18 protein-coding genes and 1 other annotated feature are annotated in these 15,649 nt (G+C 36.5%); all 18 genes read right to left on the reverse strand.

Features of this window, described 5'->3' with window-relative positions:
• Positions 1-494 precede the first annotated feature (494 nt).
• Positions 495-726: a binding site (T-box leader), on the reverse strand.
• A 95-nt stretch (positions 727-821) separates the two neighbouring features.
• The 18 genes from J0N78_RS25030 to murG all read right to left on the reverse strand — a co-directional run bounded on the left by J0N78_RS25030 (position 822) and on the right by murG (position 15,497).
• Positions 822-1,316, reverse strand: coding sequence for a DivIVA domain-containing protein (locus tag J0N78_RS25030; protein WP_209125802.1), 495 nt, complete (start codon positions 1,314-1,316; stop codon positions 822-824).
• 87 nt (positions 1,317-1,403) lie between these two features.
• The gene (locus J0N78_RS25035) at positions 1,404-2,177 is read right to left on the reverse strand and encodes a YlmH family RNA-binding protein (protein ID WP_209125803.1); all 774 of its coding nucleotides are present in this window, start codon (positions 2,175-2,177) and stop codon (positions 1,404-1,406) included.
• Positions 2,178-2,193: 16 nt separating this feature from the next.
• Complete coding sequence (locus J0N78_RS25040; protein ID WP_209125804.1) at positions 2,194-2,451, reverse strand: YggT family protein; 258 nt, start codon at positions 2,449-2,451, stop codon at positions 2,194-2,196.
• Positions 2,452-2,471: 20 nt separating this feature from the next.
• Entirely contained in the window at positions 2,472-2,915 is a 444-nt protein-coding gene (locus tag J0N78_RS25045) for a cell division protein SepF (RefSeq protein ID WP_209125805.1), read from the reverse strand.
• A gap of 28 nt (positions 2,916-2,943) precedes the next feature.
• Positions 2,944-3,618, reverse strand: a complete 675-nt coding sequence (locus J0N78_RS25050) for a YggS family pyridoxal phosphate-dependent enzyme (RefSeq protein WP_209125806.1) — start codon at positions 3,616-3,618, stop codon at positions 2,944-2,946.
• Between the two features lie 26 nt (positions 3,619-3,644).
• A complete protein-coding gene (gene pgeF / locus J0N78_RS25055) occupies positions 3,645-4,472 on the reverse strand; it encodes a peptidoglycan editing factor PgeF (protein ID WP_247747541.1) in 828 nt (275 codons plus the stop codon).
• A gap of 126 nt (positions 4,473-4,598) precedes the next feature.
• Positions 4,599-4,868, reverse strand: coding sequence for a YlmC/YmxH family sporulation protein (locus J0N78_RS25060; RefSeq protein ID WP_209125807.1), 270 nt, complete (start codon positions 4,866-4,868; stop codon positions 4,599-4,601).
• A gap of 172 nt (positions 4,869-5,040) precedes the next feature.
• Positions 5,041-5,859 carry an RNA polymerase sporulation sigma factor SigG gene (sigG, locus tag J0N78_RS25065; protein ID WP_209125808.1) on the reverse strand — a complete coding sequence of 273 codons (819 nt, stop codon included), beginning with the start codon at positions 5,857-5,859 and terminating at the stop codon, positions 5,041-5,043.
• 121 nt (positions 5,860-5,980) lie between these two features.
• Positions 5,981-6,694: an RNA polymerase sporulation sigma factor SigE gene (gene sigE / locus J0N78_RS25070; RefSeq protein ID WP_075385562.1), complete on the reverse strand. Its 714-nt coding sequence runs from the start codon at positions 6,692-6,694 to the stop codon at positions 5,981-5,983.
• A gap of 27 nt (positions 6,695-6,721) precedes the next feature.
• On the reverse strand, positions 6,722-7,645 hold the full coding sequence (spoIIGA, locus tag J0N78_RS25075) for a sigma-E processing peptidase SpoIIGA (RefSeq protein WP_209125809.1): 924 nt from the start codon (positions 7,643-7,645) through the stop codon (positions 6,722-6,724).
• A 199-nt stretch (positions 7,646-7,844) separates the two neighbouring features.
• Positions 7,845-8,984 (reverse strand): cell division protein FtsZ, encoded by a 1,140-nt coding sequence (ftsZ, locus tag J0N78_RS25080; protein WP_209125810.1) that lies wholly within the window; start codon positions 8,982-8,984, stop codon positions 7,845-7,847.
• Between the two features lie 41 nt (positions 8,985-9,025).
• On the reverse strand, positions 9,026-10,303 hold the full coding sequence (gene ftsA / locus J0N78_RS25085) for a cell division protein FtsA (RefSeq protein WP_209125811.1): 1,278 nt from the start codon (positions 10,301-10,303) through the stop codon (positions 9,026-9,028).
• A gap of 250 nt (positions 10,304-10,553) precedes the next feature.
• Complete coding sequence (locus J0N78_RS25090; RefSeq protein WP_209125812.1) at positions 10,554-10,913, reverse strand: small basic family protein; 360 nt, start codon at positions 10,911-10,913, stop codon at positions 10,554-10,556.
• Between the two features lie 7 nt (positions 10,914-10,920).
• Positions 10,921-11,628 (reverse strand): DUF881 domain-containing protein, encoded by a 708-nt coding sequence (locus tag J0N78_RS25095; RefSeq protein WP_209125813.1) that lies wholly within the window; start codon positions 11,626-11,628, stop codon positions 10,921-10,923.
• A gap of 4 nt (positions 11,629-11,632) precedes the next feature.
• Positions 11,633-12,346, reverse strand: coding sequence for a DUF881 domain-containing protein (locus J0N78_RS25100; protein ID WP_209125814.1), 714 nt, complete (start codon positions 12,344-12,346; stop codon positions 11,633-11,635).
• Positions 12,330-13,109 (reverse strand): cell division protein FtsQ/DivIB, encoded by a 780-nt coding sequence (locus J0N78_RS25105; RefSeq protein WP_209125815.1) that lies wholly within the window; start codon positions 13,107-13,109, stop codon positions 12,330-12,332. The genes J0N78_RS25100 and J0N78_RS25105 overlap by 17 nt, the downstream gene beginning before the upstream one ends.
• 108 nt (positions 13,110-13,217) lie before the next feature.
• Positions 13,218-14,135, reverse strand: coding sequence for a UDP-N-acetylmuramate dehydrogenase (murB, locus tag J0N78_RS25110; RefSeq protein ID WP_209125816.1), 918 nt, complete (start codon positions 14,133-14,135; stop codon positions 13,218-13,220).
• A gap of 264 nt (positions 14,136-14,399) precedes the next feature.
• On the reverse strand, positions 14,400-15,497 hold the full coding sequence (gene murG / locus J0N78_RS25115) for an undecaprenyldiphospho-muramoylpentapeptide beta-N-acetylglucosaminyltransferase (RefSeq protein ID WP_209125817.1): 1,098 nt from the start codon (positions 15,495-15,497) through the stop codon (positions 14,400-14,402).
• Positions 15,498-15,649 lie beyond the last annotated feature (152 nt).

Below are 15,649 nucleotides of genomic sequence, written 5' to 3' on the forward strand. Positions count from 1 at the left end.
ACAAGAAAAGCGGAAGGCGTCTGCTTATCGGCGACAAGCGCTGGAGGACCAGCAATTAGGGTCCTGAACTTTGGACACATTTGATGGACCGAAGCGACCTCGAGCCGATGACGCCTGTAGCTAGACAAGAAAAGCGGAAGTACCCGCTTAGCGACGTATGGACTGAAGCCCTCCGTATGAGATAAAGAAAACACGGAGAGCGCATGCGAACCGATGTTGCCTTATCGTAAGGAGGAGAGCGAAGTCCACTAGACGCTGGGTACTGCAGCTAGACAAGAAAAGCGGAAGGCGTCTGCTTATCGGCGACAAGCGCTGGAGGACCAGCAATTAGGGTCCTGAACTTTGGACACATTTGATGGACCGAAGCGACCTCGAGCCGATGACGCCTGTAGCTAGACATAGAAAAGCGGAAGTACCCGCTTAGCGACGTATGGACTGGAGCCCTCCGTATGAGATAAAGAAAAGCTCGGACAACAAAAAAAACCTTCTCGTCTTATAGGGACGAGAAGGTTACCCGTGGTACCACCCTACTGAATAATAACAAATTAATGACATTATTCACTCATCATTCGTATCGTGAATGAAGCGCTACAGCCTACTAATATGAACGTTCGGTATAGAACTCAAGGGTGATCTTCCCAATATCCCTTTATATCAGGCTTACACCATCCCTGATTCGCTAAATTAAAGAAATGATATCGGTACTCTCCCTATCATAGTTTTGGAAATTATATAATTCAAAACGATGCTTAATCTTATTTGCAAGAAAAGCGAAACTTTATTAAAGTGTAAATTAAACTTACGTGCTCGTCAAGAAACGGTTATTCTACGGTTTCTTTTTCTAAAACATCATCCACTTTTGTAATATCATCCCAATCATCTGTTTGCAACATTTCTAATTGGGCTTCTACAAGCATTTTAAAGCGCATCCGATATACAGAGGCTTGTTTCTTTAACTCTTCAATTTCCATTATAATTTTTCTTGATTTGGTCAATGCGTCATTAATAATTCGATCCGCATTTTTCTCTGCTTCCTTAACAATTAACTGTGCTTCTTTTTGAGCACTTCGTCGAACCTCTTCTGCAGATTCTTGAGCAACTAATATAGACTTATTTAAAGTCTCTTCAATTTTGTTATAATGCTCTAGTTTCCCATCAAGGTCTTGAACCCTCTCAAACATTTCCTTCTTTTCCCGTAGTACAGCTTCATAATCTTTTATGATTTGGTCAAGAAACTCATTAACCTCATCTTCATCGTAACCACGGAAGCCGCGAGTGAACTCTTTATTATGAATATCAAGCGGTGTCAAAGGCACGAACTCCACCTCCAAATCTTGTCGTAATTAATCTTAGAGTATTTATTCGACAGAAAAAGAGTATTTCCTTCTTTTTCTATTGTTTAATTATTTTTTCCTTCCAAAAATAATACGAATCTTGCCTTTTTTTGTAGTTCCAGTGATCGAAAATAATTTACTTCGCCCAAATCCTCTTACAGATAAATAATCTCCTTCTTGAACTTGAAACGATCCATCTTCAATCGTCTTCCAATTGACCTTGACAAAACCTCGGTCAATATAAAGAGCAGATTTACTACGAGATATATTATACATACCTGAAAGTAAAGTATCTAAGCGTAAGGAAGAAATAGTTGTAGACTCTTCTGTCCACTCTTCAACTTGCTGAATGATATCTTCATCTTTAATGGGGACAATTTTAACTTTAGCTTGTCCAACTTTTTGAAGATTTAATTCAATAAAGCTTGCTACTTCATTGGCAACTAATAGTTGAATAACTTCTTCTGTTAAAAATATATCTCCAAACTTTTCCCGTTTCATACCTAGTCCCATCAGTGACCCAAGCACATCTCGATGTTCTAAAGTGATGAATTTTTTAGGATAGCGAAGTTCGTATGGTTGAATCTGAAAGTCCTTTTTCGATAAATCAAAATAAGGGGGAGAAAGTAATGCTCGTTTTCGTTCTGCATTTGGAGAGCCTCCCCAAAAAGAGAGGCTAATTTCTTCATCTTTACCGATAACGGCTTTAACAATATCTTGCTCCCGCGGATCAAGAAAGTCAGTTAATTTATACGTATATTGAATGGAAACGTCTTGCTTCCAACCTACTACTTGATCTACAAAAGTTCGCTCTTCACTTCGAAAATGTTGATAAATGTTCATCTGACATTAACACCATTTACATTCCAAATAGAGCAGCAACTCCATATCGTGCAAATGATAAGGCAAAAATCGCTACGATTGGGGAAATATCAATCATTCCAAGCGGAGGAATAAATTTTCTAAACGGTGCTAAGTAAGGTTCAACGATTGAACCTAAAAATTGACCGATCGAAGATTCCCTAGCATTGGGAAACCATGACATCAAAATGTATGCAATAATCATGTAAGAATAAACCATGATTGCCAAATTTAATAAAGCTCCAATTCCTTGCATTTAATTAATCCACCACCATTCTAACGTTGTTCAAATCTTTCTTGCATCATTTCTGTAATCGAGCCGGAAACGTCCACATTATCCGGAGTACAAAGGAAAATATTCATACCAAGTTTTTGAATGTCTCCTCCTATAGCATACACCGTTCCACTCAAAAAATCGACAATCCGCTTTCCTTGTTCATTTGAGATCCGTTGTAAATTAATAATTACTGCTTTCCGATTTTTTAAATGGTCAGCTATATCCTGAACTTCATCATATGTTCGCGGTTCAATTAAAATAACTTTTGCCGCTTTTTGGACACTTTGCAAACTAACAACATTTTGGCTTTTCGATTGCTTGTCACTTCTACGATACTGAGGAGTCTCTTCCTGAGCCGCTGCTACTTCTTCGTTGTATGTATCATAATCTTGTGTATCTTCTTCTAACTCAAAAAAACGTTTAAACCTCGATTTCATCCCCATTTCAATTCCTCCTTTAGAACTTTAATTTTTATCCTACAAGCGAAGAACCGACACGAATAAAAGTAGCTCCTTCTTCAATTGCAACTATGTAGTCATTTGACATCCCCATCGACAATTCTGTACATGGAGCATGTTTGAAGGATAAGGCTTGTACTTCTTGTTGTAATAAACGTAGTTGCTTAAAAATGGATCTAGTGTCTTCAGGGTCTTCAACAAAGGGAGCCATTGTCATTAGTCCTACTACTTCAATAGCTGAATATTGTTTAAGATTTTGGATAAATGTGATTACTTCATTTGGATGAAGCCCTGATTTTGATTTTTCTCCTGAAACATTGACTTGTACAAAACATTTTAATGGTTCTCGAACTTTCCATCTTTTTTGAATTTCTTCAGCTAAAGATAACCGGTCTAATGAGTGTAGATAATCGATATTCTCTAAAACTTTTCTTACTTTTTTTGATTGAAGTGAACCGATAAAGTGCCAAACCGTGGGACCACTAACTCCTCCAGCTTTCTCAATTATTCCTTCAACACGATTTTCCCCGATATGAGTAATGCCTGCATTTATTGCTTCTTGCGTTCTCTCAACAGTTACATATTTTGTAACTGCGATTATTTTTACTTGATCAGGTTCGCGCCCTGAGCGTTGACAGGCTGCGTTAATTTCCTCTTGAATTTTATGTAGATTTTCTTTAACTGTCAATCGAGCGTCCTCCTTTTTGACACACTTTAATAACCTTTCAAGCCTATAAAGCTCATCATTCTTCCAGTCTTACCACTTTCTTTACGATGGGAGAAAAATAACTCTGTGTTACTAGCTGTACAATATTGACTTATTTGAATATTTTCCTTTGGAACACCTGCATTGATTAGTAATTGTTTATTTAATTTCTTTAAATCTAATAAGTAATGTCCAGGTCTTGAGGGTTGATAAGGTCTTTCTTCAATTGATGGTAGTACATCATCAACTGCTTTAATTACATTTGTATCAACTTCATATTCTTTTTGACAAATAGCTGGACCAATTGTAACTAATATATCACTAGCATTTATCCCTTCATTAGTTGTCCAACTTTCTATCATTTTCGGACCAATTTGTGATACTGTCCCTTTCCAGCCAGCATGAGCTAAACCAATCATATGATGTTTAGACGAATAAAAGTATAATGGTACACAATCAGCATATAAACTTACGAGTAAAATGTCTTGTTCTTTTGTGTAAAGTCCGTCTATTCCTTTAATTGCTGATTCGAGCGTCCGCCCACCTTTTCCACAATCATCACTCGTTACTTTTGTTATATTTGCTCCATGAATTTGTTCACCAACCACCCATTGCTCTAGTGGAATCCCAAGTTCAGTTGCAACAATTTGACGATTTTTTATTACGATACGATCATCATCTGCTACATGAAGGCCAACATTTAAGGCGTAGTAAGGTTTTTCACCTACCCCCCCAAGACGAGTTGTGAAACCTGCTATCAAATTCTTGTCTTCTTTTTCCCACTCAGAAATCTTTAATAAATCGTGTTCCACTAATGTAAACGGTTCATGGACCAAAAAACCACTTCCTACCCATGTATTCGTATATCAACAAAATATGTCATAATTTTGATTGTTTTTATCTATTTTAGCATATTTTTCATGCAAAGAGTATTAAGTTTCGTCAGACCACATCTTTTTTTCCTAATTTCCACCTATTGGGTAAGGGTGATACGGTTCAGGGACATGCACTAGTATCACATCGTTTCCAATCTTAACTATATTCCCCCAAGGAATAACAAACTCTTCAGTTTCTCGATTAAAAAAGCTCATCATTTTTCCTGTTCCGTTTATAATAATAGCATCAATTTGTCCTGTTGCTAAATTTATATCAAGATCGGTTAACTGTCCTAAGCGTTTCCCATTTTCCATATTAACAATATCTTTTGATTGTAAGTCAGATATTTTCATCATTTTCTTAGCCCACCTTCCCACTTGACCATGCTGTTATACTTCATCTATATGATAAAACAACCAATAATATCTCAAAAAATAATGAAAAGCAAAAGACCCTTAATCAGCTTAGAAGCAAGTGTTTAGACGAAAAAAGACTGAGTAACATTATTTATGCTACTCAGTCTTTCATTTAGCTTTGGGCGTGTTTATTCATTTGTTGAATAGCTGCTTTTTCTAATCTAGAGACTTGAGCTTGAGAAATACCGATTTCCTCTGCTACTTCCATCTGCGTCTTTCCCTGGAAAAACCTCATATTCAAAATGAGTTTCTCACGATCATTCAAGCGGATCATTGCCTCGCGTAAAGCAATTTCTTCAACCCAATTCACATCTTTTTGCTTATCATCACTAATTTGGTCCATTACATAAATCGGATCGCCGCCGTCATTATAAATCGGCTCAAAAAGAGAAACGGGATCCTGAATAGCGTCCAAAGCGAAAACAACATCCTCCTTTGGAACATCAAGTACTTTAGAAATCTCTTGCACTGTCGGTTCTCGGTCTCGGTTCTTTTCAGCCATTAACTGATCTCGAACTTGTAAAGCTTTATAAGCAATATCACGTAAAGACCTCGAAACTCGAATAGGGTTATTATCTCTTAAGTACCTTCTAATTTCACCGATGATCATAGGGACAGCATATGTAGAAAACTTAACATTTTGGCTTAAATCAAAATTATCGATTGATTTCATTAGACCAATACAACCCACTTGAAAAAGGTCATCTACATACTCACCACGGTTATTAAAGCGTTGGATTACGCTTAGGACTAGCCGAAGATTACCATTTACTAACTTTTCACGGGCACTATTGTCGCCACTTTGCATTTGTGTAAATAATTCACGCATTTCTTTGTTTGTCAGTACTGGCAGCTTCGCTGTGTCAACTCCACAAATTTCAACCTTATTTCGTGTCAATTCTTTCCCTCCCAACAGGAGAATGATGTTCATGTAAAGTATCTCCTTGGGAGGGAAAAATATGCACACTAACTATATAATGAACACTAGGTAAGTACGAATGAGTTCATGATATAACAACGTTTACGAGGAATTAAATATTTTTTTATACCGCTTAGACCATTTTATTAAATTCTTTCCTTAATCGCTTTATGATCCGTTTTTCTAAGCGGGAGATATAGGACTGAGAAATACCAAGTAAATCTGCAACATCTTTTTGGGTTTTCTCTTCATCTCCGGCTAAACCAAATCGAAGTTCCATGATTTGTTTTTCTCTATCATTTAATGTGTGTAATGCCTTTACTAATAATTTTCGATCGACTTTTTCCTCAATCCCTTTTGTAATAATATCATCTTCAGTTCCTAATACATCAGAAAGTAGAAGTTCATTTCCATCCCAGTCAATATTCAGTGGTTCATCAAATGAAACCTCGGATCGAATTTTATTATTTCGACGTAAATACATTAGGATTTCGTTTTCTATACAACGTGAAGCATAGGTTGCTAATTTGATTTTCTTTTCAGGATTAAATGTATTAACAGCTTTAATAAGTCCAATCGTACCGATACTGATTAAGTCCTCAATGTTGATTCCCGTATTTTCAAATTTACGTGCAATATATACTACGAGTCTTAAGTTCCGTTCAATTAACATGGCACGAACCGCCTTATCTCCAGTAGGTAATTTGCTTAATAAATGAGCTTCCTCTTCTTTAGATAAAGGAGGAGGTAGCGCCTCACTTCCCCCTATATAATAAATTTCGTCTGGCTTCATTCCTAAGCGATATAGTATTCTTTGCCACATCAATGTAAACTTCAACTTTAGCATGTCATTGCCTCCTCATTAAAAGTGAAACTAAGCTAATTTTTTTCCATCTCCTGCAACAAGCATCTTCGGATGAACAATACATTGATAATCTCCATCATTTGATAAATTCATATCGTTAATCCCAATTAGTACTTTCTTAACAAGATGCTGTTCATTGGTCGTCGTCACTTTGACACGATCTGGCTTAATCGCCATCATAAATTGTTGGTCCTTCCCTACTACCCGATATGGAACAATCCTCATTCTTTCTGCAAAAGGATGGTTCGTCTCATATACTTTATCTAAATTGTTATAATCGAGTAGCAGTTCAATTTCTTCATTACTTAGCATAGAATGTAATGCATCCTTTTCTATTACCATAACTGGAGCCCTTGTAATTGGATCATGTAATTGATTCCCACTATCGACTAGACCTTTCATGACTAACATTTCATGACCAATTGAGACCTCGACACTAACTATTTGTTCATAATGAATTTTTCTTGCCTCTACTTGCTTTAATTGATATTTTGAAAAAAGCCAAACAAGAGGAAAACCAGTTAAAACGAATATCCAGCTAAACGTACTACCAAACCCTGACGTTTTCGTAAACATTACCCCATTCAAAACCTCAAATTCGGTTTGCCAAAAGAAGTGAAGAGCGAACAAGCCTCCTCCCGTCATAAAAGTGACAAAGTAAAACATAAATAAATTTTGAACAAAGTACGTCAATCGTTTAAATCCAAATGCAATCCAAACGATTCCCATTGAATAAAAAAATTTCATCCAAGGTTGGTAAAACAAATGGCCTATAGATGTAAACATAAAAAATACGATTAGTGAAGCAAAAAGTGCCGCTAAGGATAACCGCCATGTATGTATCGTTCTTTTTAATGTAATTGCAGTTATCCAGATTAATAGAAAATCAATACATAAATTAAGAAACCAAATGACATCCAAATAAATAGTCATTGCATGTCCTCTCAACTTCAATTTGGTATGGTTTAGCCAAGTATATATCAGATTCTATTTATAAGTCTGTCAGTTTATGACGAGATAAAATAGTTATTTTGATAGATTTTCACTTATCCTGTCAAAGGAACATCATAATTGATTGACAATTTCTTGCATAAAAAATAAGCTGACTCATAGGAGTCAGCTTATTTTAAATTTACTTTGAACGTCTTCTTCGATTTCGTAAGAACGTAGGAATATCTAGTGTATCCGTTTGTTCAGGCTGCTGAACTTGCTGGTTAAACCTAGGTTCTTTCACCTCTTCTTGCTTTGGCTGTGAATTAGTAACCCTTGGTTGTACTGAAGGTCGTTGCAATTGTTGTTTGTTTACTGTGTTACTTTCACTGTCTTCAAAACCAGTCGCAATAACGGTCACTACGATTTCATCTTTTAAATTTTCATTAATTACAGATCCAAAGATCATATTCACTTCTGGATCTGAAGCTGCAGACACAATTTCAGCTGCTTCATGAACTTCGTATAAGCTTAAATTTGATCCACCTGTAATGTTCATCAAAACACCTTGAGCTCCATCAACTGAAGTTTCAAGTAAAGGACTCGAAATAGCCTTTTTAGCCGCTTCAGCTGCACGGTTTTCACCAGTTGCAATACCAATCCCCATTAAAGCAGATCCTTTATCAACCATAATCGTTTTTACATCCGCAAAGTCTAAGTTAATTAAACCAGGGACTGCGATTAAATCTGAAATACCTTGTACACCTTGACGTAGAACATTGTCAGCTTCACGGAAAGCTTCAAGCATTGGTGTGTTTTTATCAACGATTTCTAGAAGGCGATCATTAGGAATAACAATTAATGTGTCGACTTTCTCTTTTAAAGCGTCGATTCCACCCCCAGCTTGTGTAGATCGTTTACGACCTTCAAAAGTAAATGGACGAGTGACAACACCAACTGTTAATGCTCCTAACTCCTTAGCAATTTGCGCTATGACTGGTGCAGCACCTGTTCCTGTTCCACCACCCATTCCTGCTGTAATAAAAACCATATCAGCACCTTGCAATGCCTCTTCAATTTGTTCTTTACTTTCTTCAGCTGCTTTTTTACCAATTTCAGGGTTTGCTCCAGCCCCTAGTCCGCGCGTGAGTTTGCCACCTAACTGTAGCTTTATTTCTGCTTTTGATAAGTGCAACGCTTGTGCATCTGTATTTACAGCGATAAACTCAACGCCCTGCAAACCATTCTCAATCATACGGTTCACAGCGTTACTTCCGCCACCGCCAACGCCGATGACTTTAATTGTCGCTAGTTGATCCATATCCATTTCAAACTCTAACATGTAAGGTCCTCCTAATTCATCATGTATGCCAAAAACGCCTATTATTCAAAAAATACTTTAAACCAATTTTTAACTTTTTTCATGCCCTCTTTATCCTCTTTCGCTTTTGGAGCGACTTTTTCCTTCTTTGAATTCGTCTTTTCTCCTTGATTCATATCAGAAACAGAAGCAGCAACTTCTTTTCCTTGAATTTTAACATTACGGTATGCAAATTGAATTAAACCAACTCCTGTTGTATATTGCGGTTCACGAACTCCAATATAATCCGGAATTGCAATTCTTACATTACTTTGAAGCACTTCACGGGCTAATTCTAACACACCCGGAACCATTACAGCTCCTCCAGTAAGTACATACCCACCAGGAAGGTCACCATAACCTAAACGTTGAACCTCTCTTTCAATGAGTTCAAAGATTTCATCCATACGCGCTTCTATAATGTGTGCAATATCATATTGTGAAAACTCATCCTGGTCATTACTACCAATAACAGATACCTTAAATAGCTCTGCATCAGATGCTTCGTCAATGTAGGCATGTCCATGCTTTAATTTAATACGTTCAGCTTCTTCACTAGAAGTACGCAAACCAATTGCAATATCATTCGTAACGTGGTCTCCACCGATTGGAATAACAGAAGTAGCTTTTAACGTACCTTGCTCAAAGATCGAGACAGTAGTTGAACCACCGCCAATATCCACAAGACCAACCCCAAGACTTTTTTCGTCTTTAGAAATTGCTACTGCGCCACCAGCTAAAGGTTGAAGACATATATCAGCAATTTGTAGACCAGCGCGTTCTACACATCGTAATAAATTATGTAAAATAGTTTTTGATCCCGTGATAATTGTACCTTCCATCTCTAAGCGAACACCAATCATGCCACGTGGATCATTGATCTCATCTAAACCATCAACGATGAATTGGCGAGGGATAACATCGATAATCTCACGCTCTGGTGGTATTGATACCACTTGAGCTGCATCGATGACTCGCGCGATATCTTCATCACCAATTTCACGGTCAGGGCTAGAAACAGCAACAACGCCGTGACAAGGCTGTAATTGAACATGGTTCCCATTAACACCTACAATAACTTGCTTTATAGATAAACCGATCATTCGCTCTGCTTGATCGACAGCTCTCTTAATTGATTTTACTGTTTCATCAATATCTACAATGGAGCCTTTCTTTATCCCATGAGATTTCGTATTTCCAACACCAATGATGTTTAATGATCCATTGGCCATTTCTCCAATGATAACTCTTACATTGGATGTACCGATGTCTAAGCTTACATAAATATCATTGTTGTTCATCTGTGGCACCTCCTTTTGGTCTGTATAGCATAAAAAAACTGCTATGGTTTTAACTGAAACACTTGGATTATCATTTCCGATAATGAGCCTTCTAGTGAGAAAAAATAGAAGGAAAAATTTATTTAACTATAAGATAATTCAACATTAAATGTCTTTTCCCTTTTATTTTTTTAGTCTTTCTTTACAATTCTCACTTTTTTTTCAAAAAACTTCATGTTTTCATAACATAAGAGAACTATTACATCATTCTCTACGCTTTGTTCACATTCCTTCTTTCTTTCCAATTCGACAGCAACATTCGACGGATAACGGCAATATTATTAAATAGACGTACACCGAATGCGAAAATTGCCGCTAAATATAAGTCTACACCAAGATGAACACCTAGAAAAGCTAAACCTGCAGCAAGAAGGATATTAAAAAAGAAACCTGTCAAAAAGACATTTGAGTCAAAACTATTTTGTAAATGAGCCCTTATTCCACCAAATAATGTATCTAAAGCAGCTAATACTGCAATTGATAAATAATTAGAATATTCATCAGGAATACGAAACTCTGTAAAAAAACCTAATATAATTCCTATAATTAGACCAACAATCGGCAACCACATCGGTCGGTTAATCCTCCTTCACTTGCTCCATATACCTCACCCTTGGTGTATCATCAAAAGCTGGGATCTCAAGATAATTAATCGGTGTAGACGTTAATTTCAAATTATCAATTTCAAAATATTCAACAGACTCTGAAACAACCATTTCATTGTGAAGCTTCTGAGCGTCGTCAGCTAATACTTTTATTTCTATTGGTAAAGTAGGCAGCCTCCGGTTATTTACACGAGTCACTCCATTTACTTCCCGAAATGCAGTAGTTGATATAATCCGTTGATTACCGATAGCAATTTCTTTAGCACCATTAAAATTCAATTCATTAACAAGAAAACGAAGCAAAACTGGAGAAACCGAATTTCTATTATGGCCAAAAAATTGATCATGATAAAGAGGTTCAATGGTCAGTATAATTCCTTCCCCTGAAACTTCTGTTAAACCAGCTTCTTTTCTTAAATTATCAATTTGTTCTTCCATTACACTTTCAACGTTTTCCTTATGATCATTTAACGATACTTCATATTGGTCAATTAACGAAGCATGTTTCTCAATTTCTTGAACGAGCTGCTGATGTCTGTCCTGTTCTGTTCGTAATTCTTTTCGTAATTCACGAATATCTCTCGTATCCCTAACGATAGGTTCTTTCGTTGATTGAAATTGGATCGCTACCATAAAACCAATAATTAAAGTGACAATCATAAAAATCAATCTGTTACTCATTATGTCACCTACTTTCAGATAAGTAAGGTTCCATCGTAATGTCACTTTTTTGTTGTAGCCTTACTTCAATAAGATCATTCACTAACTGGTCCCTTACTCCTCCTGGCAATGTCATTGATCCTTCTAAACTTAATGGATCCCCAATTGCTGTTATAACAAAAGGTGCATAAGATGTAATACCATCTATATAAATTACTGGCCCAATACATTGAATAAATGAATTCCTAGACAAACGATACCCATTAATCGCAACTGCTTCTGCACCAGCAACTAGCAACTCTTGAACAACCTTATGAATTTGTTCTTCATGAACAATATAATCGTTAGGATTGGCACCATCTGGAACATAAGAACTATCTGATAAAGTGACCTCAACCCCTGGACCTTTAACTTTAACAGTGCCTACAATTTTTCTCAATCTGTCTAAATCCTCAATTAATGAAGCTACTCTTACTTCTTGTTCTTCTGTTAAATCAGCAATTTTTGCTTCTATTTCTCTTAACTGAGATTGATACCCTCTTAATTCTTCTTGTAAATTTCGATTAACAGCTTGTTCTAAAATAATATTATTACGTAATTCATCTTCATGTCTCCATTGGCGCTGAGAGATCGGATTAGAATCTTGATGCTCATTAGCAAATTGATAAGATACTGCTAAAATAAAGCCGGTTACCAATAGGACAAGTGAAAGAATAACATGTTTACCGTTCACCTTCACTTTCCTCTTCCTCCTCAACGATAAACTCTTCAAAATAAGGTGTCATCCTCATATGGATAACCCCTGTTTTACTAGGATCTATTTCTTTTACAATCGATGGGTACGGGGCGATTTTTTCTGAAAAATTCCGAACCGTTGAATGCACTTCATGACCATCATTCATATACACTATAATACGAAGTGGATCGGCTTCTGTAGGTGTATAATAAATTTCAGATATTCTATTAAACAATCCATCTGACAGCTTTGTTATTTCTGCTGCCAACTCCTGTGCAATTGACCCTGGCTCCCAGTCTTTTAAAATTGGGGCATCTACAGGCATTTCATGAGGAGGTAATTCATCTAAAAAAGCACCTGTACTTAAAATAGGATAATATTTTCCTTCCTGATACATATATGCAATCCGTTGATATTCAACGACATGAATTTCAACCGTATTTGGAAACCTTCTTGAGATGTCTGCCGTCTCAATTTCTTTTAAATTCATTATATTATCACTAACTTCTTCTTTATCTATTTTCCAAATGCTTGTCCCACTATTCAGTTTTGAATTTTTAACGATTGCCTCTTTAGGCAAGTAATAATTTCCGTGGACTTCAATAGTCTTAATATGACTTAAAGGAGATTGAAAATATATTACTAAGAGGATAAGTAAAAAGAAGAAAGACAAAAAGAAAATTAATCTACGATTCGCCCTTTGTCTCCGCTGTTCCTTTAACTTAGGTATTCTGTCGTTGATCGTAATGACTTTTTCATCAGCCATAGTCCAACCTCCATTATACATACCCATATTTCGAAAAACGGCATAAAAGATTATGCCGTTTTATTTGTGTATATAATTTTGTATTATAACACAAAAAGCTGGTAATTCTCAGTCGTTGTTTTCTTTTTTTCCGACAATCTCTACTTCCGTTTCAATTTCTACATTAAACTTTTCACGAATTGTATCTTTTATATGTTGAATAAGACTTAATACGTCGTCCGCCTTTGCATCTTCAATATTTACTATAAAGTTTCCATGCATTTCAGAAACTTGAGCTCCACCTAGTTGGAATCCTTTTAATCCTGCTTTCTCGATTAACTGCCCTGCGTAATTGGGTAATGGATTTCGAAACACACTACCTGCGCACGGATAATTCCAAGGTTGGGATATCCGACGGTAATCCTTATTTTTCTGCATAACTTTAACAATTTCTTCACGATCACCAGCCTTCATCTGGAAAGCCGCTTCCACACATATTCCCTTTTCTTTCTGTAGCTTCGATGTACGGTATGAAAACTCCAACTCTTCATTTGTAAGCCACTTCATAGTCCCATCTTCAAAAAGAATATGAGCCTTCGTCAGTATTTGAGAAATATCTGAGCCATGAGCACCAGCATTCATAAATACAGCTCCCCCAACTGAACCTGGAATACCACTAGCAAATTCTAATCCTGAAAGGCCTTTTTTACTGATGATCATCGCCAATTTAATAACAGAATAGCCACCACCTACTGTAATCTCTTCTCCATTTATATCAAGGTGACTAATCCCATCGCCAAGTTTAATAACTACACCTTCTATGCCAAGATCTCTTACAAGCAAATTCGAGCCTCTTCCAATGACACGCCAAGGGACACCTCCCTTACGAATCATCCCCATTAGTTCCTTAAGTGTTTCTATATTTTTGGGCTCAACTAATACTTCAGCAGGCCCACCGATTTTCCAAGTCGTATGATTGGCTAACGGTTCTTGGACGAGGACTTTACCAATATCTTTTTCTCTAAGTTGTTGAATAAACTGTTCCATCGCCTTTTATCTCCTCACTTCTCAGAAAAACATGATTTCTCGCCACAATGACGAAAGTCGATGATTTTTCTTTTACTTTAATCCACCCAATAAAAAAATTATACTTTCATAAAATCTAAAATTCACTCAGTCTTAATTTAATTATAGTAAAAGTATATGCTTCCGCCTAACTGACCGTGTTTGATTCCAGACGACACGTTATGGCATAAATGAATAGTTTTTCACCTAAATCTATTTTTCGAATTTAAATAGAACTATGTTTAACTACTTTTTTTGGGACAAATCTGCTATCAGCTCAACAAAATGAGTTGCTGCATTTGGCATACCAAGTGAAAGAGCTGCTTTATGCATTTCTTCCCATTTTCCGGCTTTTTTAAAAATAGTATCAATATCTTCTAGTAATACTTTTCCGCTCATTTCTTTTTCAAGCCGAACGACCGCTGCTCCTTTTACACTTAATGCCCGTGCATTTTTTTCTTGATGATTATTTGTAACATAAGGACTAGGTATTAAAATACTCGGTAGCCCTAGAGCTGTAATCTCAGCTAATGTTGTAGCTCCTGCTCTAGCGACAATTAAGTCTACACTAGCTAAAACTTCAGGCATGTTATGAATAAATGGTTTGATAATGACATTTTCTGGGTTCCCTTTTGCTTTGACTGCATCCATCACTTTTTCATAATGGACCTGTCCAGTTACGTATAAAAACTGATAATCAAAGTCTTTCATTTCTGGTAAAACTTCTAAAAACGCATCATTGATCGGTCTAGCTCCGCGGCTTCCACCTACGATTAGAACTGACTTCTTGCCTTCTTTTAAACCGACAGATTGTCTACCACGATCAGCACTTGTTGAGATTACTTCTGAAGCTCTAGGGTTTCCAAGATACACCGTTTTACCTTCCGGGAAGAAATTTTTTGATTCAGGAAAAGATAACACAATTTTGTCTACGTATCGACTTAGAAACTTATTTGTAAGCCCAGGAACGCTGTTTTGTTCATGAATAACCGTCGGAATGTTTAATTGTGATGCTGCAAAGACAACAGGCCCACAAACATAACCACCTGTACCTACTACAACATCCGGTTTAAACTGTTTAATCATTTTCTTAGAATCATTCGTACCTTTAAGAAAACGATAAATTGTCTTGACATTTTCAAAAGAAAGCTTTCTACGGAAACCTGTTATGTTTATCGTCTTAAAAGGAATATTTTCACGTGTTACGAGTTCGCTTTCTAATCCATTTTCCGTACCTATGTACAAAATTTCTGCATTAGCATATTGTTTCTTTATTTCTTGAATTAATGACAAGGCAGGATATATATGTCCTCCAGTTCCTCCACCACTAACAATTACTCTCATTGATTTCCTCCATCACCTTTGTCTTAAAATAAGGCTCTTTTCTCAAAGATTGTTGCTTTTAGCTTTTGGACCGTAAGCCAAGCGGATGCTTGGCTCTTCACGCATAGCGTGAAGGTTTTGAAAATAAAATAGCCGTTCAGACAAATGAATTT

Origin of the sequence: Alkalihalobacillus sp. BA299 (genome assembly GCF_017745675.1) — a bacterium.
GTDB lineage: Bacteria > Bacillota > Bacilli > Bacillales > Bacillaceae_F > Alkalihalobacterium.